Source organism: Methylobacterium sp. TK31 (assembly GCF_055361545.1).
Genome location: NZ_CM143964.1, coordinates 3,966,691 through 3,989,265, shown reverse-complemented (window position 1 = coordinate 3,989,265; position 22,575 = coordinate 3,966,691). Strand labels below are relative to the sequence as shown.

22 protein-coding genes are annotated in these 22,575 nt (G+C 72.3%); 15 read left to right on the top strand and 7 right to left on the bottom strand.

All coding sequences use genetic code 11. The features are described 5' to 3' along the window. Positions 1–32: 32 nt before the first annotated feature. From ACXJY8_RS18490 to ACXJY8_RS18480, 3 genes are all read left to right on the top strand, one after another. The gene (locus ACXJY8_RS18490; RefSeq protein WP_463771822.1) at positions 33–647 is read left to right on the top strand and encodes a sigma-70 family RNA polymerase sigma factor; all 615 of its coding nucleotides are present in this window, start codon (positions 33–35) and stop codon (positions 645–647) included. Between the two features lie 125 nt (positions 648–772). Then, the gene (locus ACXJY8_RS18485; protein WP_463771819.1) at positions 773–1,567 is read left to right on the top strand and encodes an anti-sigma factor family protein; all 795 of its coding nucleotides are present in this window, start codon (positions 773–775) and stop codon (positions 1,565–1,567) included. A gap of 313 nt (positions 1,568–1,880) precedes the next feature. Beyond that, on the top strand, positions 1,881–2,741 hold the full coding sequence (locus ACXJY8_RS18480) for an acid phosphatase (protein WP_463771815.1): 861 nt from the start codon (positions 1,881–1,883) through the stop codon (positions 2,739–2,741). A gap of 255 nt (positions 2,742–2,996) precedes the next feature. Here ACXJY8_RS18480 and ACXJY8_RS18475 read toward each other — a convergent pair whose 3' ends face one another. Together ACXJY8_RS18475 and ACXJY8_RS18470 are read right to left on the bottom strand one after the other, a co-directional pair. Then, positions 2,997–3,746 carry a TerC family protein gene (locus ACXJY8_RS18475; RefSeq protein WP_463771812.1) on the bottom strand — a complete coding sequence of 250 codons (750 nt, stop codon included), beginning with the start codon at positions 3,744–3,746 and terminating at the stop codon, positions 2,997–2,999. A 102-nt stretch (positions 3,747–3,848) separates the two neighbouring features. Then, on the bottom strand, positions 3,849–4,772 hold the full coding sequence (locus tag ACXJY8_RS18470; RefSeq protein ID WP_463771810.1) for a lipid kinase: 924 nt from the start codon (positions 4,770–4,772) through the stop codon (positions 3,849–3,851). Positions 4,773–5,169: 397 nt separating this feature from the next. On the opposite strand from ACXJY8_RS18470, the gene ACXJY8_RS18465 reads away from it, so the two are divergent. The 5 genes from ACXJY8_RS18465 (at position 5,170) to ACXJY8_RS18445 (ending at position 10,612) form a co-directional block, all read left to right on the top strand. Further along, a complete protein-coding gene (locus tag ACXJY8_RS18465) occupies positions 5,170–6,153 on the top strand; it encodes a hypothetical protein (RefSeq protein WP_463771807.1) in 984 nt (327 codons plus the stop codon). A 74-nt stretch (positions 6,154–6,227) separates the two neighbouring features. Then, positions 6,228–7,448: a thermonuclease family protein gene (locus ACXJY8_RS18460; protein ID WP_463771803.1), complete on the top strand. Its 1,221-nt coding sequence runs from the start codon at positions 6,228–6,230 to the stop codon at positions 7,446–7,448. Positions 7,449–7,547: 99 nt separating this feature from the next. Further along, positions 7,548–8,528: an SPFH domain-containing protein gene (locus ACXJY8_RS18455; protein ID WP_463771801.1), complete on the top strand. Its 981-nt coding sequence runs from the start codon at positions 7,548–7,550 to the stop codon at positions 8,526–8,528. Continuing rightward, complete coding sequence (locus ACXJY8_RS18450; protein ID WP_463771798.1) at positions 8,525–8,959, top strand: NfeD family protein; 435 nt, start codon at positions 8,525–8,527, stop codon at positions 8,957–8,959. The genes ACXJY8_RS18455 and ACXJY8_RS18450 overlap by 4 nt, the downstream gene beginning before the upstream one ends. 195 nt (positions 8,960–9,154) lie before the next feature. After that, a complete protein-coding gene (locus tag ACXJY8_RS18445; RefSeq protein WP_463771795.1) occupies positions 9,155–10,612 on the top strand; it encodes a phosphomannomutase in 1,458 nt (485 codons plus the stop codon). A gap of 76 nt (positions 10,613–10,688) precedes the next feature. Here the strand turns inward: ACXJY8_RS18445 and ACXJY8_RS18440 are convergent, their stop codons facing one another. Next, positions 10,689–13,610 (bottom strand): phosphoenolpyruvate carboxylase, encoded by a 2,922-nt coding sequence (locus ACXJY8_RS18440; RefSeq protein ID WP_463771793.1) that lies wholly within the window; start codon positions 13,608–13,610, stop codon positions 10,689–10,691. A 303-nt stretch (positions 13,611–13,913) separates the two neighbouring features. On the opposite strand from ACXJY8_RS18440, the gene ACXJY8_RS18435 reads away from it, so the two are divergent. From ACXJY8_RS18435 to ACXJY8_RS18425, 3 genes are all read left to right on the top strand, one after another. Then, positions 13,914–14,225, top strand: coding sequence for a hypothetical protein (locus ACXJY8_RS18435; protein ID WP_463771791.1), 312 nt, complete (start codon positions 13,914–13,916; stop codon positions 14,223–14,225). Then, complete coding sequence (locus tag ACXJY8_RS18430; protein WP_463771788.1) at positions 14,225–15,016, top strand: hypothetical protein; 792 nt, start codon at positions 14,225–14,227, stop codon at positions 15,014–15,016. The genes ACXJY8_RS18435 and ACXJY8_RS18430 overlap by 1 nt, the downstream gene beginning before the upstream one ends. A gap of 105 nt (positions 15,017–15,121) precedes the next feature. Beyond that, entirely contained in the window at positions 15,122–15,571 is a 450-nt protein-coding gene (locus ACXJY8_RS18425; protein WP_463771786.1) for a cupin domain-containing protein, read from the top strand. Between the two features lie 10 nt (positions 15,572–15,581). Here the strand turns inward: ACXJY8_RS18425 and yddG are convergent, their stop codons facing one another. Continuing rightward, entirely contained in the window at positions 15,582–16,451 is an 870-nt protein-coding gene (gene yddG / locus ACXJY8_RS18420) for an aromatic amino acid exporter YddG (RefSeq protein ID WP_463771782.1), read from the bottom strand. Between the two features lie 154 nt (positions 16,452–16,605). Between yddG and ACXJY8_RS18415 the strand changes: the two genes are divergently transcribed. Further along, positions 16,606–17,865 carry a glycerophosphodiester phosphodiesterase family protein gene (locus ACXJY8_RS18415; RefSeq protein WP_463771779.1) on the top strand — a complete coding sequence of 420 codons (1,260 nt, stop codon included), beginning with the start codon at positions 16,606–16,608 and terminating at the stop codon, positions 17,863–17,865. Positions 17,866–17,901: 36 nt separating this feature from the next. Here ACXJY8_RS18415 and phbB read toward each other — a convergent pair whose 3' ends face one another. Then, a complete protein-coding gene (gene phbB, locus ACXJY8_RS18410; protein WP_463771776.1) occupies positions 17,902–18,633 on the bottom strand; it encodes an acetoacetyl-CoA reductase in 732 nt (243 codons plus the stop codon). A 145-nt stretch (positions 18,634–18,778) separates the two neighbouring features. Further along, complete coding sequence (locus ACXJY8_RS18405; protein WP_463771774.1) at positions 18,779–19,960, bottom strand: acetyl-CoA C-acetyltransferase; 1,182 nt, start codon at positions 19,958–19,960, stop codon at positions 18,779–18,781. A gap of 317 nt (positions 19,961–20,277) precedes the next feature. On the opposite strand from ACXJY8_RS18405, the gene phaR reads away from it, so the two are divergent. Beyond that, on the top strand, positions 20,278–20,904 hold the full coding sequence (phaR, locus tag ACXJY8_RS18400) for a polyhydroxyalkanoate synthesis repressor PhaR (protein WP_463771772.1): 627 nt from the start codon (positions 20,278–20,280) through the stop codon (positions 20,902–20,904). Positions 20,905–21,045: 141 nt separating this feature from the next. After that, a complete protein-coding gene (locus ACXJY8_RS18395; protein ID WP_463771771.1) occupies positions 21,046–21,354 on the top strand; it encodes a hypothetical protein in 309 nt (102 codons plus the stop codon). A gap of 136 nt (positions 21,355–21,490) precedes the next feature. On the opposite strand, the gene rpmF is transcribed toward ACXJY8_RS18395, so the two are convergent. Beyond that, on the bottom strand, positions 21,491–21,679 hold the full coding sequence (rpmF, locus tag ACXJY8_RS18390; protein WP_055946842.1) for a 50S ribosomal protein L32: 189 nt from the start codon (positions 21,677–21,679) through the stop codon (positions 21,491–21,493). A gap of 362 nt (positions 21,680–22,041) precedes the next feature. Here rpmF and ACXJY8_RS18385 point away from each other — a divergent pair, with 362 nt between their 5' ends. Continuing rightward, positions 22,042–22,395 (top strand): helix-hairpin-helix domain-containing protein, encoded by a 354-nt coding sequence (locus ACXJY8_RS18385; protein ID WP_463771764.1) that lies wholly within the window; start codon positions 22,042–22,044, stop codon positions 22,393–22,395. Positions 22,396–22,575: the final 180 nt, after the last annotated feature.

The window sequence follows — 22,575 nt, the reverse complement described above, 5'->3', positions numbered from 1 at the left end:
TTAAGCGCCCGGGTTCGTGCGTTGATGCTCTTATGACGACCGAACCGAACCGGACCGGCCCCGCCGCCATCGTCGACCTGCTCGTGCCGCTGCGGCGCTACGCCCGGGCCCTGACGCGCGACACCCTGCGGGCCGACGATCTCGTGCACGACGCCCTGGTGCGGGCCCTAGAATCGGGCCAGGCGGCGCGGCCGAACACCAATCTGCGCACCTGGATGATGACGGTGCTGCACAACGTCTTCATCGACGAGCAGCGCCGGAAGCGGGTCGAGGCCCGCCACGCCGACACGCTGGTCCAGATGAGCGAGGAGATGGCGCCCCCGGCCCAGGAGGCCCAGGTCCGCCTGGCGCAGATCCGCCGCGCCTTCCTGACCCTTCCGGAGGAGCAGCGCGCCGCCCTTCACCTCGTCACCCTGGAGGGCATGGCCTACGCCGACGCGGCCGCCGTGCTCGGCATTCCCATCGGGACGCTGATGTCGCGGCTCGGCCGGGGGCGCGCCGCCCTACGGGCCTTCGAGGAGGGCGAGCGGCAGGGCGGGGGCGTCGCCGAGCGGCGCCAGCGCCTCGCCGCCGAGCGGCCGCGCCTGCGCCTCGTCGCCCAGGACGATCCGGACGCCGCGCCGCGCCGGGCCGTCGGCGACACCTGAGTTTTGGAAGACCCGACAGTTTAGAAGACCGGGACGGAGCGCCGGCGACAGGCCGATCCGTCCCCAGCGCGGCCGGGACTCCATGTCCGGGGACGCGCCCCCTGTATCCGACCGGAGCCGACGCCATGGAACAGACCGCGATGATCGATCCGATCACCGAGAACGACCTCACCGCCTTCGTGGACGGGCAGCTCGACGGCATGCGCCGCCTCGACGTGGAGGCGCATCTGGCGCGCAACCCCGAGACCGCCGCGCGGATCATGGCCGAACTGCATGACCGCGATGCCCTGCGGCAGGCCTTCGCCATCCTTCCGGGCCCGGGACCGGAGCGCAACCGGGCCGCCGCGCGCCGGCTCGACCGCAGCCTGGCCTGGCGCCGGTTCGGCGACCGCCTGCGCCGGGCCGCCGTGATCGCGCTCCTCGTCGGCACCGGCTGGCTCGCCCATTCGGACGGCCCCTTCCTCGGCGTGCCGGACACCTTCGCCTCCCCCGTCGATCCGGCCCTGGTGGCGGATGCCCGCCACGCCCGCGAGGCGGCGCAGGTCCGCGCCCGCATCGCCGCGCAGCGGGGCAGCCAGACCCAGCCCTACGACCGTGCCGGCATCGCCGCGGCCACCGGCATCGCCCTGCCCGACCTGCCGTCCGACTGGACGGTGCGCGACGTGCAGGTGGTGCCGGCCCGGCACGGCACCGGCATCGAGGTGATGATCGACGCGGGCAAGCTCGGCGAGGTCTCGCTCTTCGCCACCCGCAACCTCGACGGCCACGTCGCCCCGAGCGAGGTCACGAGCCCCGGCGACGGCGAGACCGCCTACTGGACCGCGGGCCGCTCCGCCTATGCCCTCAGCGGCGGGCACGACCAGGCGGGTCTCGAGACCGCGGCGCGCAGCCTTGCCGGCCGGACCGCGACGAAGCTCTGACCCGGCGTCGGGCCGGAGCGGCCCGTGCCCCCTGCGACCAGCCTGCCCCGAGGCGCGGCGGATCCTCCGCCGCGCCTCGTCGCGTAGGGTCGTCTCGCGCCCGAGCCGCTCGCCGGCGGCCTCCCTGCCTGGGCGGAGCCGGACCGTGCGGGGGCGCAAAAAGATCCGGCCTCCCTCGAAATTCGGGCGGTCCGGCGAGACACCGGCGGCAATTTCGTCCGCGTTCAGATCAGGCCTGCCATAGGCCTGTTGTAAAGGCGTTCTATACTGACGCATCACCTGCTCTGTGCTGACCTCCGATACCGAGACGCCGATGGCCCGCCTGTCCCAGATCCTGACGTTCCTCGCGGTCGTGCCGATCGGAGGCGTGCCCGCGGCGGTGCAGGCGGAGGAGACGGCGCAGAAGCCGACTTCCGCCCCCTCCGTCAGCGCCGCGCCGCTGACGCCCGGCAAGCCGGCCCGGGCGCCCTACCTCTCGGAGACCCAGGCCCCCGACACCGTGGCGATCCTCGGCCCGCCGCCCCGGGGCCAGTCGGCGGCCGAGGCCGCGGACAAGGCGGCCTTCGTCGCCACCCGGTCCCTCAAGGGAACCCCGCGCTGGACCCTGGCCACGACCGATGTGGCCGACGGCGCCTCCGCGATCCTCGACGATTTCGCCTGCGTCATCGGCCAGCGCATCGAGCAGTCGCGCGCGCCCGCCCTGATGACCCTGATGGAGCGCGCACGCCTCGACATCGCGCAGGCGACCCGGGCCCCGAAGCTGCATTATCGCCGCCTGCGCCCCTTCGTCGGCAACGACGCGGAGATCTGCGTGATGCGCACCTCCGATCTCGGCAACGCCTTCAGCTTCCCGTCGAGCCACGCGACGCAGGCCTGGACCTACGCGGCGATCATGGCGGCCCTGATGCCCGAGAAGGCGACCCAGTTCTTCGTCCGGGCCCGCTCCTACGGCGAGAGCCGCATCGTCTGCGGCCTGCACTGGGCCAGCGACATCGAGGCCGGCCGCACGGCCGCCAGCGCGGTCTTCGCCGCCCTCCAGGGCGATGCCGGTTTCCGGGCCGATCTGGAGAAGGCCCGTGCCGAGCTCGCAAAGCTCGTGACCGCCGGTGGCCCGGCCCCCGATCGGGCGGTCTGTGCCCGTGAGGAAGCGGCCGCGCGCGAGCCCGTGCTCTAGCCCTCATCCGATCCGGCCGAGGGTCGAGGCCCCTTTCGCAAGGCACGTCCGGGCCGATTTGCCGGTCCGGACGCCGCGTGACCCTGTCGGGACGGGCGCGCGATCACATTCCGGCACGTCGGCCTTGGCATCGGCGCGGCAGGGTCCGGTTGCGAGCCGGTCCGGACGCGAGCGAGCCCGAACGTGAGCAGGCCCGGCCGATCGCTCGGCCGGGCCTGCTCACGGGTTTTCCCGTGAAACGTTAACCATGGCGTTTCAGGTCCGGGTCGGGGCTCCCGCCCGGGTGCGCTTGCGGCGCCGGGCCAGCATGTTCAGCCCCTCCACGGCGGCCGAGAAGGCCATGGCGGTGTAGATGTACCCCTTCGGCACGTGGGCGCCGAAGCCCTCGGCGATCAGCGTCATGCCGATCATGATGAGGAAGCCCAGCGCCAGCATGACCACCGTCGGATTGGCGGCGATGAAGCGCGAGAGCGGGTCGGCGGCCAGCAGCATCACGGTCACGGCCGTGACGACGGCGATCACCATGATCGGCACGTGCTCGGTCATGCCCACCGCCGTGATGATGCTGTCGATGGAGAACACGAGGTCGAGAACGAGGATCTGGCCGATGGCGGCGGCGAAGCCGAGCCGCACGGCGCCGCTGCCCGGGGTCTCCGGCTCCGGATCGACGGTGTGATGGATCTCCTTCGTGGCCTTCCACAGCAGGAACAGGCCGCCGGCGATGAGGATCAGGTCGCGCCAGGAGAAGCCCTTGCCGAACACCGCGAAGACCGGCTGCGTCAGCGCGACGATGTAGGCGATGGTGGCGAGGAGGCCGAGGCGCAGGATCAGGGCGAGGCCGATGCCGATGCGGCGTGCCTTCTGCTGGTGCTCGGGCGGGAGCTTGTTGGTCAGGATCGAGATGAAGATCAGGTTGTCGATGCCGAGCACGACCTCCATCACCACCAGGGTGGCGAGGGCCGCCCAGGCGGTGGGGTCGCTGGCGAGTTGAAGCAGGCTGTCCACGATGGCCTCGTTTCGTCGGTCGGGCCTGCTCCGCGTCCGACGTCGCGCCGGGAGCAGGCGTGCGGAGGAGAGGGACCGGCCCCGGCCCCGGATTCGGCTCGGTCAGGCTGTGAGGGGGGAACTGCGCGTGGCCACGCCCGGCCGCTCGGCCGGGGCCGGGCTGAAGATCCGCACCGCCTGCGGCACCACCTTGAAATGGGCCGGGGTGTAGGTCGACAGCTCGCCGTCGGTGTTCACCGGCCGCGGCTTCTTGGTCTTCACCACGATCTCGGTGGTGCTGAAGGCCCGCACGTCGGCCGCCTTGCCCTGGGTGCCCTTGCGCAGGGCCGGCAGCAGCATCAGCAGCCGCCACCAATGGGCGACCTCCAGGCTGTAGAAATCCAGCTTGCCGTCGTCGACGGTGGCCGTCTCCTCCACGGTCATGCCGCCGCCGTAGTGGCGGCCGTTGCCCACCGAGACCTGGATGGTGCGCACGGTCTCGGTCTGGCCGTCATGCTCGATATAGACCGTGAAGGGCCGCATCCGCCGGAGCACGCGAACCGCCGCGATGCCGTAGCCCAGGGTGCCCCAGGTCTTCTTCGATTCCGCCGTGAGATCGCCGGCGAGGTCCGCCGAGAATCCGATGCTGGCGACGTTGAAGTAGTAGTGTCCGTTGACGCAGCCGAGATCGGCCGGGCGCGCCTCCTCGGTGGTGATGAGGCGGGCCGCCTCCACCGGGTCGACGGGCAGGCCCAGGGAACGGGCGAGGTCGTTGGCCGTGCCGAGGGGCAGGATGCCAAGCGGCAATCCCGTCTCCACCAGGGCGGGCGCGGCCGCGTTGAGCGTGCCGTCGCCGCCCCCGAGGATGACGAGGTCGCAACCCTGCGCGTGGCGCTTGATCACGGCGGTGCAGTCGGCATCGCCCGGCGGCTCGAAGGGCTCGATGCCTCCGGCGCGCAGGACATCGCGCACCTCGTCGAGGGAGAAGCTGCCGTTGCGGGCCTTCGGGTTAACGAGGAGGAGCGCCTTGCGGGCGGGCGCGCTCATCGCGAGCCTCCGGACCGGCACGGGGCGGGCCGAATCGGATCGAGCGGGAGACTACGAGGGACCATGAGGTTCGACACCCTCCGGTGCGTTCGCGCCGCGTCAGCGCAAAAGCATGGAAGGGTCCGACATCACGGTCGACGCCTCGACCGCCAGAGGGGCCCGGACCCGCACCACAAGGTGGGTTCAGGCTTGGCAATGACAAGAGCCCGGCGGCACAAGAGTCCGTGCCTGGGGGCGTCCCCGCAATCCCCGCACTCGTCCACACCCCGGAACACGGGGCCGGGTCCTTCCGTGCGCATTCAGGGAAACTTAGCGGGCACGCCCGACGTTTCACCCCGGTCGATCGGTCCCGCACGCGCTTTTCCGAAACCCCGGCCGCGACCCCGGTGATGATACCATGCACCACGGTCCAAGCTCCCACGGACGCTCCCACGGAACCGGCCTCGTCCGACTGGGCCTCGCCTCGTCCGTCGCGCTGGTGAGCGCCGCTTTGTCCCTGGGGACGGCGGAGGCCCAGACGCGCCCGGGCTGGGTCGACCCGCCGGCCCGCCAGGCCCAGCAGCCCGGCACGGACAAGGCCGCCCCCGAGAAGTCGTCGCCCGAGAAGCCCGTGACCGGGAAGTCCCTGACCGGGAAGTCCATGACCGGGAAGTCCATGACCGGGAAGTCCCTGGCCGAGACGCCGGTGGCCGAGACGCCCGCGGTGGAAACGCCCGCGACGGCCCGGGCCCAGGCGGACGGCCAGGCGGCTCAGGACTCGGCCGCCGCGGAGCGGACCCCGATGGCCTCGCACCGGCGGCGCGTGGCCGGACCGTCCGCCGAAGGCCGCCGCCTCGCGACCCGTAGCGCCGCGCCGGAACGGCTCCACATCCACCCGCGCCTGGCCGACACGCCGACGCCGATGGCGCCGCCGCCGGCGGCCTCCGAGGCGCGCTTCCCCGAATGGGCCGCCACCGCGACGCGGCTGACGGACCGCTATCTCGACAGCGTCTCGGCCCCCGGCGACGCGATGGTGGCTGCCGCACCCCGGTTCTATGCCGAGCGCGTCCGCTTCCACGGCCGCACCCTGTCGCTGGCGGCCCTGATCGCCGAGAAGCGCCGCTTCGTCCGGCGCTGGCCCGAGCGGCGCTACGAAGCGCAGGGCGGCGCGACCCGGACCGCCTGCAACGCCGCCAGCGCGACCTGCATCGTCCACACCACCTTCGATTTCCGCGCCGACAATCCGGCGCGCGGCGTGCGCTCGCAGGGCGTATCGGAACTCAGCCTCACCATCAGCTTCGCCGGGGAGCGCCCGCTCATCGTCGCCGAGTCGAGCCGCGTCCTGCGCCGCTATGGTGCCGGGCCGCAGAGCGCTATAGCGGGTGCTCAGCGCGGTGCCTGAGGCCGGCCCGCTGCGATCGGTGCGTCACACCCGGAGTTGTTCGCGTCTTGGATGATCGGAATCCACCCTCGCCGGTGCCGGGTGACGCGCGACGGGACGGAACGGCCTCGGACCGCGCGGCCCTGCGCGCGCGCATCGCCGAGGCGGTCGCGCAGGCCGGCGCCTATCCGGTGGCGGAGCGGACGCTCGCGCTCCTGGCGGAGGCGGCCCTGGTGCCGGGCCTGGAATCGCCCGGCTACCGCGTGGTGGATCGCGCGGGCGTGCCGCGCCAGATCACCGGGGCGGACGGGACCGCGGTCCCGATGGACCTGCCGGCCCTGCTCGCGGAACTGCGCGACCAGCATCCCGCCCTGTTCCGGCCGATCCCCGAGCCGGCGCCCGAGCCCGAACCGGAGCCCGTCCCGACCGAGGATTTCCGGACGGCGACGGCGCGCTTCGTCGGGGCCCAGTCGGTTCTCGCCCGATCCCTGGTCGCGCGCTCGGCCACCCGCGGCCGGGCGTTCGCCACCTCCGTCTCCGACCGCCTTTCGACGCTCCGGCGGAGCCGGGCCGAAGGCTCGACGGCCGAACCGTCCGCTCCCGGCCTCGCGACGGAAGCTCCGGAACCGACCCGGGCCGGGCTCGTCGCCGGCCGTGTCCGCGACGGCGCGCAGCGCGTCGGTGGTTATGCCCGCGGCCGGCTCGCCGACAGCGCCTCGCGCTTCGGCGAGGTCGCGCGCGACCGCAACGTGCTGCGCGACGCCCTGTCCCGGCGCGCGCTTCCGATCGGGCTCGGGGCCGCCGCGCTGGTGGCCCTCATCGCCGTCCTCGGCGGGCGCACGCCCCCGGAGACCGCGCCCGCCGAGACGGGGTCCCCGCCTTCGTCCCAATCCCAACCCCAGTCCCAACCCTCGGCATCCGCGACCGCCGCGCCGCCGCCGAGCGCCCCCGACATGAGCCCGGCCGCGCCGGAGGAGGCACCGCCGAAGCAGGCCGCGGCCAACGAGATCAGCGGCCCGGTCGAGGTCATCGACACCGCGACCCTGCGCGTCGGCGGCAAGCTCGTGCGCCTGTTCGGGGTCGAGTGGGTGCGCGGCGGACAGGCCGACGAACTCACCCGCTACCTCGCCGGCCGCACCGTGACCTGCCAGCCGGTGGCGGGCAGCGAGGCCCGCCTGTGCTCGGTGGAGGGGCGCGATCTCTCCGAGGTGGTGCTGTTCAACGGCGGCGGCCGCGCCTCGCCCGAGGCGACGCCCGACCTCGTGGCCGCCGAGGACCATGCCCGCGCCGAACGCCTCGGCGTCTGGGCGCGCTGACCGCACGGGCCCCCTCCGGGTCGCGGCCGCGTGAACAACGCCCTTGCGTCGTCGCGGCCCGCCGGTCTCAATGCCGGCGGGACGGCCGGGGGACGAGGCATGGATTTCTCTGTGGGCGTGAGCGTCGCCGCCGTGGTGCTCGTGGCGCTCGTCGTCGTCACCCTGGGGATCGGCATCAACATCGTGCCGCAGGGGCACGTCTACACCGTGGAGCGGTTCGGCAAGTACCACCGCAGCCTGGAATCCGGCCTCGGCCTCATCGCCCCCTATGTCGAGCGCCTCGGCCGGCGGGTGAACGTGATGGAGCAGGTCATCGACGTGCCGAGCCAGGAGGCCTTCACCCGCGACAATGCCGGGGTGCGGATCGATGCCGTGGTCTTCTACCAGGTGCTCGATGGGGCCCGCGCCTCCTACGAGGTCTCGAACCTCGAGGTGGCGATGATGACCCTGACCATGACCAACATCCGCACCGTGGTCGGCTCGATGGACCTCGATCAGCTCCTGTCGCACCGCGACGAGATCAACGAGCGCCTGCTGAGGGTGATGGATGCGGCGGCCTCGCCCTGGGGGGTGAAGATGACCCGCATCGAGATCAAGGACATCGTGCCGCCCGCCGACCTCGCCGGCGCGATGGCGCGCCAGATGAAGGCTGAGCGCGAGAAGCGCGCCTCGGTGCTGGAGGCGGAAGGGCACCGGCAGGCGGAGATCCTGCGGGCCGAGGGGCGCAAGCAATCGGCCATCCTGGAGGCCGAAGGGCGCAAGGAGGCGGCCTTTCGCGACGCGGAGGCGCGCGAGCGCGGCGCCGAGGCGGAGGCGCGGGCGACCCAACTCGTGAGCGAGGCCATCGCCAAGGGCGACCTCGCGGCGGCGAACTTCCTCGTGGCCGAGAAATACGTCGAGGCGGTGAAGGCCATTGCCACGGCGCCGAACCAGCGCGTCGTGGTGGTGCCGATCGAGGCGGCGGCCCTGGCCGGCACGCTGGGCGGCATCGCCGAGATCACCCGCAGCGTCTTCGGCGAGGGCGCGCCTCAGCGCAAGAGCGCCGGCCTGCCGCCGAACGTCGGAGGCGGCGCCCGATGATCGCGTCGTTCGTCGAGGCGATCGGACCCGCCTGGACCTGGATCCTGATCGGCCTCGTGCTGATGGGGACGGAGCTCGTGGCGTCCGGGGTCTTCCTGCTCTGGCTCGGGTTGGCGGCTCTGGTGACGGGGCTGCAGATCCTCCTGGTGCCGATGCCCTGGCAGGGCCAGATCCTGCTCTTCGGTGTCCTCTCCGTGCTCTTCGCCGTGGTGGCGAGCCGGCGGACGCGGGCGACCAACACCCTGAACCGGGGGCCCCAGGGGCTGGTCGGACGCGAATATCCCCTGTCGGCCCCGATCGTGGCGGGCGAGGGCCAGATCCGCGTCAACGACACCCTCTGGCGCGTCACCGGCCCGGATGCACCGCTGGGCGCGCGGGTGCGGGTGACGGGGGTGGAGGGCACGCTGCTGACGGTGGTGACGGCGTCGTAGCCGGCGCCCCGACCTCGCTCGGCCACGCCCCCACGATGCGGGCCACGAGCGTCTTTACGGGCGCGCGTTCCCCGTCTCTGCGAGCCTATAGGCGACGGCCTCCGGGATTCATTTGAGAAAGCGGGCGGCTGTTAATAGAAGCGCAGCTGACGCTCCCTCTCGCCATCGCGTCGCGCGCCTCTGACAGGACATCTCATGAGCAGCTTGAAGTTCGGAACGAGCGGTTTGCGCGGGCTGGTCACCGATCTCGTGGGCTGGCCGAGCTACGCCTATGCGAGCGCCTTCTTCCGCTCCATCGCCGCGACCACCGGCCCCGGCCAGACCCCCGTGCGGACCGTCGTGATCGGGCGGGACCTGCGCGACAGCAGCCCCGGCATCGCCGCGACGGTGGCCGCCGCCGCCGCGGGCGCCGGCTTCACGGCGATCGATTGCGGCGCGCTGCCGACGCCGGCCCTGGCCCTGGAGGCCCTCCGGCGCGGTGCCTGCGCCGTGATGGTCACCGGGAGCCACATCCCCGAGGACCGGAACGGCCTGAAGTTCTATCGGCCCGACGGCGAGATCACCAAGACCGACGAGGCCGCGATCCTGGCCGCCCTCGGGGACGTCTCCACGGAAGGGCCCATGGCGGCGGCCGACGCCGCCCCGCAGGAATCCGGCGCGACGGACCGCTACCGCCAGCGCTACCGTGACGCCTTCGCCCCCGACATGCTGGCCGGCCTCAGGATCGCGGTCTACCAGCAGAGTTCCGTGGCGCGGGACCTGCTCGTCGAGCTCCTGACGGCGCTGGGGGCGGACGTGACCGCGATCGGACGCGCGGCGCGCTTCGTGCCGATCGACACGGAGGCCCATCGCCCGGAGGACGTCGCCTTCATCCGCGAGGCCATGACGTCCGGTGCGTTCGATGCCCTGGTGACGACCGACGGCGACGCCGACCGGCCGCTGGTCGCGGATGCCGCCGGGCGGATCCTGCGGGGAGACGTTCTCGGGCTGATCACGGCGCGCCACCTCGGCGTCGATACCGTCGTCGTGCCGGTCACGGCCGGCTCGGCCATCGAGCATGCGGGCGGGTTCCGGCGGGTGCTGCGCACCCGGGTCGGCTCCCCCTACGTCATCGCCGGCATGGCCCAGGCGGAGACCGAGGGCGCCGAGGCCGTCGTCGGCTTCGAGGCGAATGGCGGCTTCCTGCTCGGCTCGGACGTGACCCGCGACGGCCGGACCCTGCCCGCGCTGCCGACCCGCGATGCGATGCTGCCCATCCTGGCGACGCTGGCCGCGGCGCGCGGGGCCGGATTGTCCCTCGCGGACCTCGTCGCCTCCCTGTCCGTGGGCGAGACCGCGAGCGACCGCCTGCCCAACACGCCGGCCGAGCACAGCGGCGCCTTCCTGCGACGGCTCGGCCAGGAGGCGTATCGGCGGGATTTCGTTCGACCGGTCGGAACGCCGCGCGCCGTCGACGAGCAGGACGGCGTGAGGATGGAGCTCGACGGCGGGCGCACCATCCACTTTCGCGCCTCCGGCAACGCGCCCGAGCTGCGCTGCTACGCCGAGGCGGGAACGGCCGGCGAGGCGGAGGAGCTGGTCCGCTGGGGATTGGCGGCCGCGGCGGCCGCGATGAAGCCGGACGCGGCGGGCGGGGATTCCGCGCCGCGCTGAGCGGCGGCCGGACCCGCTTCTCCGCCGCGGCCGCCGGCGCGATCCGGCGGCCGCGGCGGGGCCGCGAATCCCGGCCTCACCCGAACGCGCCCACCTCGTGCTGGATCATGCCCGAGATCTCGCGCACCCGCTGGAAGCTGCGCCGGATCGGCTCGAACAGCGTCCTGTGCTCGGCCTCGTAGGTGCCGACGTCGCGCGGCCCGGCGGGCTCGCCGAAGTTCAGGCCGAGGGTCGGGTCCGGGGTGATCGGGAAGATGTCCTCCAGCAGCGTCAGGCAGCCGTCGATGTCGAGGCGCAGGAAGCGCTCGATCAGCGCCTCGCGGCTCACCCCCGATTGCGGGCGGAACCCCGGGATGTGCACGGCCAGGAACCAGATCCGGTGGATCAGCGCGAGGCGGATCGCGTGCAGCAGGGTCAGGCGGGCCGACATCCGGCCGAGGTCGGGCGCCGCGACCTGCAGGTTGAGCCAGTCGCAGGTGAGCCGGCCGAACAGGTGGCGCAGGTCGGGGGCGAGGCGCAGCCGGTCGAGGGCGTTGGCGATCACCACGAGCTCCTCGCGCCGGCCGTCGCGCTGGGTGCGCCGGGCCCGCTCCAGCCACACCGCCGGGTCGAGGGTGTCGATGTAGGCCCGCAGCACGTCGAGATCGGCGACGCTGGCGGCATGCTGCACCAGGCGGAAGGCGCGGGAGAAGCGCACCGAATCCCGGCGCATGTCGCGGAACAGGTCCGGGGTGCGGCCGGCGGCCCGGCCGACGCCGTGCAGGGAGTTGGCCAGGAAACCGAGCTGCTGCAGGATCGCGTTGTTGGGGATCGCCCGCATCTGGCGCGGATGGGTGATCATGGTCGGGCCGCCGCCATCGGTCTGGCGGGCGACGGGCCGGGAGCCGGTGCGGTCGAGGAGGCTCGGGCCGAAGGTGCCGAGCAGGGCGGCGTAGCCGGGATCGTCCACCAGCGCCTCCATGTCCTGGCGCACCACGGTGAAGAACTCGGCGGCGAAGTCCGGCTCGGCGTAGATCGGGTCGTCGGTCTCGTCGGCCCCGCTCGCCGGATCGGAGAGGACGTAGTCGGCGAAGCTGTCGTCGTCGGCGACGTCGAAGGCGAAGACGTGCTCGGCGATGCGCTCCACCGTGGCCTCGGCCAGGGGCAGGGTGCCGAACATCAGGTAGCCGTCCGAGCCCTGGAAGCTCGATTCGAGGCGCACGCGGATGCCGGCGGTCCGGTTGCGCCGGCGCGCATCCTCCGGGGCGAGATAGGCGAGGCGGTCGCGCAGGGAGGTCGGGTGCGCCCCCCGGCCGATGGATTCCCCGTGGGTGTCGAAGATCGCGAGCTCCACCCCCGTGAGGTCGTTCTGCACCATCAGCTCGGTGATGCGCAGGCGCAGGCGCTCGATCCAGAAGCTCGCGGCGAGCTGGCCGACGTAGCGCCCGGAATCCGAGTAGCCGAACTGCACCGTCAGGCGCCCGATGCGCTTGAGGTAGGCCCGCCAGTGCGGATTGCGGAGCGCATCGTCGAGGACGCGGATGCCCTGTTCGAGGGCGCTGGCCGTCTCAAACAGCGGCGTGATCTCGACCTTGTCGGCGATGCCGTAGTGCCGCGCCAGCCAGAGGGCGGCGAGCAGCGTGTAGCCGGTCTCGGTCTCGGCGATGAGGAAGCGGACCGGGTGGGTGCCGTCGACGTGCTTGAGGATCTGGGTGATCGTCATCATCAGCCGGGCGGCCGAGGCCCGCTCGGCGGCCAGCGCGCCGAAATCGACGTCCACCGCCTGCACGTCGTTGAGGAGCGCGTGGATGGTGGCGAGGTGGGACCGGCGCTGGGCGGCGTCGGTGGGCTCGCCCTCGAGGTCGGTGACGCGGCGCACCGCATTGTGGATCTGGCTGGCGTTCAGCCGGAAATGCGGCAGGGCGTTCGAGAGGCCGTGCGTGGCGATGCCGGAGCGCAGGAGCGCGATGCTGCGCCTGTCCGCGTCGGATTCGGCGGCTCCGACCGCCCCCGCGAGCCCGGCCAGGATCGCGCCGGAATCGGTCTGGGCCCGCTCGCGCTCGATGATCAGCGCGAGGGCGAAGCGGTGCACCGCCTCGAGGGTCGGCTTGGTCCCGAGCCGGGGCGCCACCGCGAGCTGGCGGTTCACGGCGGCGAGCGCGTTCCCGGTGAGCTCGCGCACCACCTGGGTCGCCGGCACCTGCGGCAGCTGGCGCATCACCCGGTCGAGCTGCATCCGCTTCGATTCCAGGCGGTAGCGCAGGGTGTCCCACCAGCCGATATCGGTGCGCCCGTCGGTGTCGCAGCCGACCCAGCTCGCGATCGCGAACGGCTTGGGCACGAGCTCGGTCCAGCGGTCCGGCCAGCGCGCCCGGGCGGCGTCGAGGAGCGCGGCGTTGAAGCCATCGAGGGCGGTGCGGCCGTGATTGGCCGCGACGCAGGCCTGGTCGAACTCGTCGTCGAGGCTGATGTTCGGGTCGGGCCGCGTCGAGAGGCCGGCCGCGCGCGCGAGCAGCGGCTGCCGGGCGGCACCCTCGGCCTCGCTCGCCGCCTGGGCGATCAGGGCGGCGACGGCGCGCGGCATCCCGAAGGTCGGGTGGGCGGTGAAGACCACAGCGAAGCCGGTGCGGCCGACGAGATCCCGGAAGGTCTCGAAATCCCCCTGGCGCGCCGGTACCGCCGCCACGAGGCGGGCGGCCATCCGGCTGTCGGGCGCCGCCGCCGCGTCCCGGTCGAGCCCGACATAGGCGCGCAGGCGCTCGGCGCGGGCGCTCAGGGACTGGGCCCGGAGCCGGGGGAACAGGGCATCGAGGTCGTCCTCGCCGATCTCGCCCCGGTCGAAGCGCCGGGTGATGGCCAGCGTCACCGCCAGCACCGGATTGCGGAACGGATCCTCCGCCGCCTGCTCGCGGGATTCCTCGATCAGCCGCAGGAGGTCCCGCTCCAGGCTCTCCGCCCCCTCCGGGGCATGGCCGGAATCGTGGCCGGCATCGGCCGGATTGAGGTCATGCAGGCGCATCGATCGACCTTGGGGTTCGGGAGCGGGCTACGGCGTCATACGGTATGCGGACGACGCCGGTGCGTCGGACCTGCGCGGAATCCACGGCCATCGACGGGGGAGGGCAGGTCCGCCCCGGGTCGCCGCGGTCGCACGCTCCATGCCTGACGGCCCCGGGGCGGGGGGCATCGGGCCGGGATGGAGACGTACCTTCTGACATCGCCGGTCCGGGACGCAAGGACCGTTCCGGGCCCGGGCCGGCTCCGGCGAAAGCGCCGGGGGAGGATGCAACGCGGCGCGTCCTGGGCTAACGCTGGACCCGGCATGGAAACACTCCTGATCCTGGGGGCCCTCGGCGTCCTCCTGTTCTCCGGCTTCCTCGTGGCCCTGCAGCTCGCGCGCGCGCGCCGCCCCGAACTCCGCATGGCGCGCGAGGAGGATCTCTTGGACGAGGACGACGGCGAGGACCTGCTGCTCCGCAGCCTGGAGCCGCCGCGCGCCAGCCCGATCGACCGCACGGCGACCATCCTGGACATCGAGCCCGAGCGGCCGCACGCGATCCCGGGCGAGGCCCCGCCCCGCGAGCTGCCATCGCCACCCCTCCGAGACCCGTATCGAGATCGAGAGCTTCGCTGATGGTGTGCTCCCGCACGCGCCGGTGGGCGGTCCTCCTGCCGCTGGCCGCCCTGCTGGCGGTCGGCCCCGCCCGGGCCCAGGCCCCCGAGCCGGCCGCCGAGGCCGAGGCTCCGGCCGCGCCGCCTTCCCGGGAGGCGGCCCCGAAGCCCAAACCCAAACCCAAACCGAAGCCCATTCCCAAGTCGGCACCGAAGCCGGCCGCCGAGGCCCGGCCGACCGCGCCGGTCGCCCCGGACCCCGTGGCCGCCGCCCCTCCTGCGCCGATGCCGGCCGCCAACCTGGCCGGCCTGACCGTGCAGTGCGAGGCGCGGGCGGCGCTCTACGAGGGGCCGAAGGACTTCGCGGTCTGGGTCACCCGCACGGGGGCCGTGGTGGTCGAGAACCCGCTGCGCCCGCTCACGCCGGAGACGACCCGGGTGCTCGAGGTCGTCATCGCCGGCAAGGCCGCCACGGCCTACGGCCCCGACCTGTTCGCCCTGCGGCGCGGCGGAAGCCCCGCGGCGCTGGGCGCGCTGCTCGGCGCCCCGGTCCGCTGGGACCCTGTGCCGGCGACCCTTCCCGACACGCTCAACATCGTCTCCGAGACCGGCCAGAGCCTGGCGCAGCTCGGCTTTCGCGAATGCGGCGAGGCGCCCGCGGTGAAGAGCGCCCCGGTCGCGGCCAAGGACGAGGCGGCCAAGGGCGGCAAGGCTGCGGCGAAGCCGAAGAGCCGGCCCAAGGTCTCGGCGGGCGGGGCGTCGGGCGCCAAGGCGCCCCCCGGCCTCAGCCTGCCGCAGGGGGCCATCGAGTGACTTGGCTTGTCGAGCGAGACTTGGCTTGTCGAGGGAGACTTGGCTTGTCGAGCAAGACTTGGCCTGCGGGCCTTCGACCAGGAGTTCCAGGATGAGTGTTCGCCGATGAGTGCCGGATCGCAGGGACCCACCGCCGCGGAGGTGATCGCCCGCCTCGGCCTCGTGCCGCACCCGGAGGGCGGGCATTATCGCGAGACCTTCCGGGACCCCCGCACCGTGGACGGGCGCTCGGTGGGCAGCGCGATCTACTACCTCCTCGATCTCGGCGAGGTCTCCGAGTGGCACCGGGTCGATGCGGCCGAGATCTGGCACTGGCACGCGGGCGCGCCCCTCGTCCTCACGGTCAGCCCCAACGGCCACGATGCCAGCGCGGCCTATCTCGGTCCCGACCTGACCCGCGGCCAGCAGCCGCAGATCGTGGTTCCGGCCGGGCACTGGCAGACCGCCACCAGCCTCGGCGCCTGGACGCTGGTGGGCTGCACGGTCTCGCCGGCCTTTGAGTTCGCCGGCTTCGAGCTGGCGCCGCCGGACTGGCGGCCGGTGCCCAGGTCCTGACGAGCAGGCCCTAGCGCGGCCCGGCGCGGGACGCCCGCACCGCCACGAGCGCGCCGAGGACGATGAGGAGGCAGGCGAGCGCCAGGGCCGGGCTCGGCTCGGCATAGCCGGCGAGCACCAGGGTCAGGGTCGACAGGATCGGGGCGGCGTAGGCCGCGACTCCGAGGAGGCGCAGGTCGCCCCGCTTCACGCCGATGTCCCAGAGGTAGAAGGCAGCACCCACCGGGCCGAGCCCGAGGGCGACGACGGCGCCCCATTGCACCGCGCCCGCCGGCCACAGGGTCGTCTCGAAGGCGCGGTGGCAGGCGAGGCTGAGGGCGGCGGTGGCGAGGCAGAAGCCCGCCACCGCGTCGGTCGGCACCGCCCCGACCCGGGAGGAGAGCACCGAATAGCCCGACCAGACGAAGGCGGCCGCCAGCGCCGCGAGGTATCCGGGCAGGGCCCCGGCGGCGAAGTCGATCCCGCCCCGTCCGGCGAACAGCACCACGACGCCGACGAGCCCGAGGGCGGCTCCGCCGAGATGGCCGGCGCGCAGGCCCGCCGCCCCGGGGAGCCGGGCCGACAGCAGCACGATGAGGAGCGGCCAGAGGTAGTTGAGCAGGCCCGCCTCCGCCGGCGGGGCGAGGCGCAGGGCGGCGAAGTAGAGGGCGTGGTACCCGAACAGGCCGCCGACGCCGAGGAGCCAGACCGGCCAGGGCTGGCGCAAGGCGCGCAGGCCCGCGGGGCGCACGAGCCAGCTGGCGCAGCCGACGAGGCCGCCGAGCGCGAAGGTCATCGCCGCGAGCTGGAACGGCGGCACCGCCCCCGACAGGGCCGTGAGCAGGGCGAGCAGCGACCAGAGCAGGATCGCGCCGAAGCCGAGCAGGGTCGCGGAAGGCATGGGAAACCGGGTGTCCGAGGCGGGAGGCCGTGCCGCTGTCCCATGCCGGAGGCGTCCCGGGCAAGGCGGGGATGTCCCGGGGCGGCCGCCTTCATCGACCGGTCACGGGCGGGCCCTACCTGCTGGGGGGCGACACGCGGCGGGGAGGCGGAGCATGGACACGGCATCTCTCGGATCAGGACGCGTCCGGAGGGCGGCCCTGGGCATGGCCTCGGCCCTGCTCCTCTGCGCAGGCCCGGCAGCGGCCGGCGAGCCGGCCCAGCTCGGGCCGCGGCCCTTCTACCTCGTGGACAGCATGAAGCCCGGGCCCCTGAAGGACCGCCTGCGGGCCTGCGGCGCCGACCGCCCCTACACCGCCCGCACCTTCTCGATCTCACACCGGGGCGCGCCGCTGCAGTTTCCCGAGCATACCCGGGAGGGCGTCCTGGCGGCTGCCCGCATGGGCGCCGGCGTGATCGAGTGCGACGTCGCCTTCACGCGGGACCGGCAGCTGGTCTGCCGGCACGCCCAGTGCGACCTCCATGCCACCACGGACATCCTCGCCCGTCCGGACTTGGCGGCCAAGTGCAGCCAGGATTTCCAGCCCGCCGACCCCGCCACCGGGCGCAAGGCCTCGGCCCGCTGCTGCACCAGCGACCTGACCCTGGCCGAGTTCAAGAGCCTCAACGGCAAGATGGACGCGAGCGACCCACAGGCCACGACGCGGGAGGCCTACGCGCATGCGACCCCCCGCTGGCGGACCGATCTCTACGCCACCACCGGCACGCTGATGAGTCATGACGAATACATCGCGCTGGTCAGATCCCTGGGGCGCCGGTTCACGCCGGAACTGAAGGCGCCCGAGGTGCCGATGCCCTTCGAGGGCTACGGCCAGGACCAGTATGCCCAGGCGATGATCGACGCCTACAAGCGGGCGGGCATCCCGGCCTCGGCGGTGCGGCCGCAGAGCTTCCAGCTCCGGGACATCCAGTACTGGCTGAAGGCCGAGCCCGACTTCGGACGGCAGGCCCTCTGGCTCGACAACCGGGACGAGACCGATCCGGGCTTCGACCCCGAGCGGCCGGAGAGCTGGAAGCCCGGCATGGCGGAACTGGCGGCGCTGGGCCTGCGCACCCTGGCGCCGCCCCTCTGGATACTGGTCCGGGTCGGGCCGAACGGGACGATCGAACCCTCGGCCTACGCGCGGGCGGCCCGGGCCGCCGGCCTCGACCTGATCACCTGGTCGCTGGAGCGCTCGGGGCCGCTGAAGGAGGGGGGCGGCTACTACTACAAGTCGATCCGCCCGGTGATCGACCGGGACGGCGACACCTTCGCGCTCCTCGACGTGCTCGCGCGCGACGTCGGGGTGAAGGGGGTCTTCTCGGACTGGCCGGCGACGGTGACGTTCTACGCCAATTGCCTCGGCCTCGAGTGAGGGGCGCGGCTCCCGCGGGGGGAGCCGCGCGGACCACTAGCCGGCGATGTACTGGGCGCCGTTGATGGTCAGGGTCGAGCCGGTGATGAAGCCGGAATCCTCGGCCGCGAGGTACTCCACCGCGCGGGCGATCTCCTCGGCCTCGCCGAGGCGGCCCACGGGGATCGTCGAGATGATCTTGTTGCGCACGTCCTCCGGCACCGCCATGACCATGTCGGTGGCGATGTAGCCCGGCGCGATCACGTTGACGGTGATGCCCTTCGCGGCGCTCTCCTGGGCCAGCGCCTTGGCGAAGCCGATCACGCCGGCCTTGGCGGCGGAGTAGTTGGCCTGGCCGACCTGGCCCTTCTGGCCGTTGATCGACGAGATCAGGATGATGCGGCCGAAGCCCCGGTTGCGCATGCCCTCGATGACCGGCCGGGTCACCGTGAAGGCGGAATCGAGGTTGGTCTTGATGACCGCCTGCCACTTCTCGAAGGTCATCTTGTGGAACAGGCCGTCGCGGGTGATGCCGGCGTTGTTGACCAGAATGTCGACCGGGCCGACCTCGGACTCGACGGCCTTGATGCCGGCCTCGCAGGCGGCGTAGTCGCCGACGTCGAACTTGAAGACCGGGATGCCGGTCTCTTCCTTGAAGGCGTTGGCGGCCTCGTCGTTGCCGCCGTAATTGGCCGCGACCTTGTAGCCCTTGGCCTTCAGGCCCTTCGAGATGGCGGCGCCGATGCCGCGGGTGCCGCCGGTGACGAGTGCGACGCGTTCCTGAGCCATGGTTTCCTCCGAACTCCGGTTTCTTGTGATTATGATTGCCCGGTCGTGCTTTAGCGGAGCGCCCGCGCGTCGCGCGACCGATTTAAATTTGCGGCGCCGTCAAGAATTCATGCGAGAATTCCTGCGGCGCCGCTCAAGCCGGAGCTCAGACGCGCTCGACGCAGAGGGCGACGCCCATGCCGCCGCCGATGCAGAGGGTGGCGAGGCCGCGCTTGGCGTCCCGGCGCTTCAGCTCGTGCAGCAGGGTGACGAGGACGCGGGCGCCGGAGGCGCCGATCGGGTGGCCGATGGCGATGGCGCCGCCATTGACGTTCACCTTGTCGGTGTCCCAGCCCATGTCCTTGTTCACGGCGAGCGCCTGGGCGGCGAAGGCCTCGTTGGCCTCGATCAGGTCGAGGTCGGAGGCCTTCCAGCCGGCCTTGTCCAGGGCCTTGCGCGAGGCCGGGATCGGACCAGTGCCCATCACCTTGGGGTCGACGCCGGCGGTGGCCCAGGAGACGATCCGGGCCAAGGGCTTGATGCCCCGGCGCTCGGCCTCGGAGGCCGACATCAGCACGATGGCGGCGGCGCCGTCGTTGAGGCCGGAGGCGTTGGCGGCGGTCACGGTGCCGTCCTTGGTGAAGGCCGGCTTCAGCTTAGCCATCGCCTCCATGGTGGCGCCGTCACGGATGTACTCGTCGGTGTCGACGATCACGTCGCCCTTGCGGCCCGGCACGGTGACGGGGGCGATCTCCTCCTTGAAGCGGCCCTCCTTGCGGGCGGCCTCGGCCTTGTTCTGCGAGGCGGTGGCGAACTGGTCCTGCTGCTCGCGGGTGAGCTGGAAGGCCTGGGCCACGTTCTCCGCCGTCTGGCCCATGTGGTAGCCGTTGAAGGCGTCCCAGAGCCCGTCCTTGATCATGGTGTCGACGAGCTTGACGTCGCCCATCTTCTGGCCGCCGCGCAGATACTGCGCGTGGGGGGAAAGCGACATCGATTCCTGGCCGCCGGCCACGATGACGGTGGCGTCGCCGTTGGCGATCTGCTGCATGCCGATGGCGACGGTGCGCAGGCCCGAGCCGCAGACCTGGTTGACGCCCCAGGCCGTGGCCTTCTCGGGAATGCCCGCCTTGATGGCGGCCTGGCGGGCGGGGTTCTGGCCGGCACCGGCCGTGAGCACCTGGCCGAAGATCACCTCGTCCACGTCGTCGGCGGGGACGCCGGCGCGCTCGAGGGCCGCCTTGATCGCCACGGCGCCGAGGTCGTGCGCGGGCACGGTGTTGAATGCGCCGCCGAACGAGCCCACCGCGGTGCGCGCCGCGCCGACGATGACGATGTCTTCTGCTGCCATGGTGACGTTCTCCTCATCCCGGCCGGCGCTCCCTTGACGCTCCGATTTCAATCGGGCGTGGGCGCCATTGTGCCGTTCTCTCGGATGAAAGCCGTCGACCCTACGAAGTCAAGGCACCCTGGAGTTGTTTGCGGCTCCTGTCGTGACAGGAGTCGCCCCCTTGCGTGGTATTCCGCGGGATGGGCGATAAATTGCTGTTTTCGTCGGCACGCGAACGTCTTAAGGTGCACTTGTGCGCCGCGAGATCGAGCAGCGGTCCGTAGCGCGACCGAAAGAAGATCACGCGGCCATGAACGCGTCGGGAGAGGCCCCCAGAAATGGCGGATAACGGTAAGTCCAACCACACCGTCATCAAGAAATACGCCAACCGGCGCCTCTATCACACCGGGACGTCGACCTACGTCACCCTCGAGGACTTGGCGACGATGGTGCAGAACGGCGAGGATTTCCTCGTCTACGATGCACGCTCGGGCGACGACATCACCCGGTCGGTGCTGACGCAGATCATCTTCGAGCAGGAGAACAAGGCCGGTGAGGACAACCTGCTGCCGGTGGCCTTCCTGCGCCAGCTGATCCGCTTCTACGGCGACAGCATGCGCACCATGGTGCCGAGCTTCCTGGAATTCTCCATGGCGAACTTCGCCCGGGACCAGGAAGGCCTGCGCGAGAAGATGGCCCAGAGCTTCGCCCCCACCGCGTTCCAGAGCGCGATGGAGGAGCAGGTCCGGGCCAACATGAGCTTCTTCGGCGACGCCATGAAGATGTTCACCACCTTCGGCACCGGCCCGCTCTCGGGCATGGGCGCGCATCCCTCCTCGGCGGGCAAGTCGGGCGCGGGCGTTCCCACACCGGTCCAGCACGGCTCCGGGGGGAGCGACCTCGACGACCTCAAGCGCCAGATGGCCGAGATGCAGTCCCGCCTCGAGGATCTGGCCAAGAAGTAGGCGCGCGGCGCCGGCGGGACTCGACCCCCGCCCGCGGCCGGTAACCTTGCCGCGCGATGGGCGCCCGAGCAAAGGTTGACGAACCGTTAACGCGGACCAATTCTGTTCCCACGGGCCATGCGGGCGCGGGGAGCGACGGCCATGGAGCACGCCGGGACGGACCGGGACTGCCCGTCGGGCGCGAGGCCCGAATCGGATGCGCCCGCGCGCCGCGAGCTCGTGGTGATCTCCGGTGGCCAAGAATCGGGTAGCCAAGAATCGGGTAGCCAAGAATCGGGTGGCCAAGAATCAGCCAGCCAGACATCGGGATTTCGGCCGGTCCCGGCCCGTCCCCTCTCCGGCTTCCTCGCCCAGCTCCTCGTCAGCGTCGAGCCGACCTTGCGGCCGTCCCGCATCGAACGCACGCGCTCGGCCGCCGCGCATTACGCGGCGGCGGCACGCCGGGCCTGACCGCCCACGGCGGACGGGAACCATCCGGCGAAATCGGGAACGCCCAACGAAAAGAGCCGGGCCCTTGCGGGGCCGCGGCTCATGACTCTCGGGCGTATCATGCCGTCCGGGGCAGCCGTGCGGCGCCCCGCGGGGCTCAGGCCTCGGTCGACTTCACCTTCAGGACCTGACGGCCGCGGTACATGCCGGTCTTCAGGTCGATGTGGTGGGGACGGCGCAGCTCGCCCGAATCCTTGTCGGTGACGTAGGTCGGGGCCTTGAGGGCGTCGGCGGAGCGGCGCATGCCGCGACGCGAGGGAGAGGTCTTTCGCTTCGGAACGGCCATCGGAAGAGTCCTGTACGGCAAAAAAGGCACCGTGGGCGCGACTTCCAGGGGAAGGCCGCCTCGGTACCGTGGTCAAACGGAGATTCGCTGGCGGCTCTATAACGCCGCGCACGGGTTCTGGCTAGAGGCGGTCCCGCGCAGGATGCCAGGACACGCCGGATGCCAGGACACGCCGGATGCCCGGACGCGCAGGTCCAGGGCGGTCCGCCCGGGGGATTCGAACCGTCCGGGGGATTCGAACAGATAGATCCGGGCCCGCGCGGGCGCGAGGACTTTAATCTGCGGTTCAAGTTGGACCTTCTATTCGTAAGGACAGGCTCGCTGCCGCATCGCGCGGACGGCGATGCTTTCGGGAGACGTCCATGTCCTCATCCCTGCTGCGTACCCTCGCCGTCCTGACCTGCTTCGCCGCCGGCCCCGCCCTGGCCCAGGCGCCGAGCCCGGCGACCCCCGCCCCCGCGACCGCACCCAGGACGGTGGCGCCCACGGCCCCCAAGGCGCCCACGGTCGAGCCGGCAGCGAAGACGGCCCTGGTCGACATCAACAGCGCCACCGCCGCCGAACTCGACGCCCTTCCGGGCATCGGCGCCGCCCGCGCCGCCGCGATCATCAAGGGGCGTCCCTACCGCGGCAAGGACGAGCTTCTGTCCAAGAAGATCATCCCGCAGAACGCCTATGACGGCATCAAGGACAAGGTCATCGCCAAGCAGAAGTAGGGCCGGGCGGGCGCAGGCCGATCCGGCCGACGCGACACGGGCCTGACGCGGCGCGCGGGGTGACCCCGCGCGCCGCGCAATCCGCCACCTTGCGGGGGTCCGGGCCGGGTGATAGGCGCCGGGGATCACACGAGAAACGCCGTTCGTGGCCCGTCGTCGATCCCAGCGCGGAAACCTTCC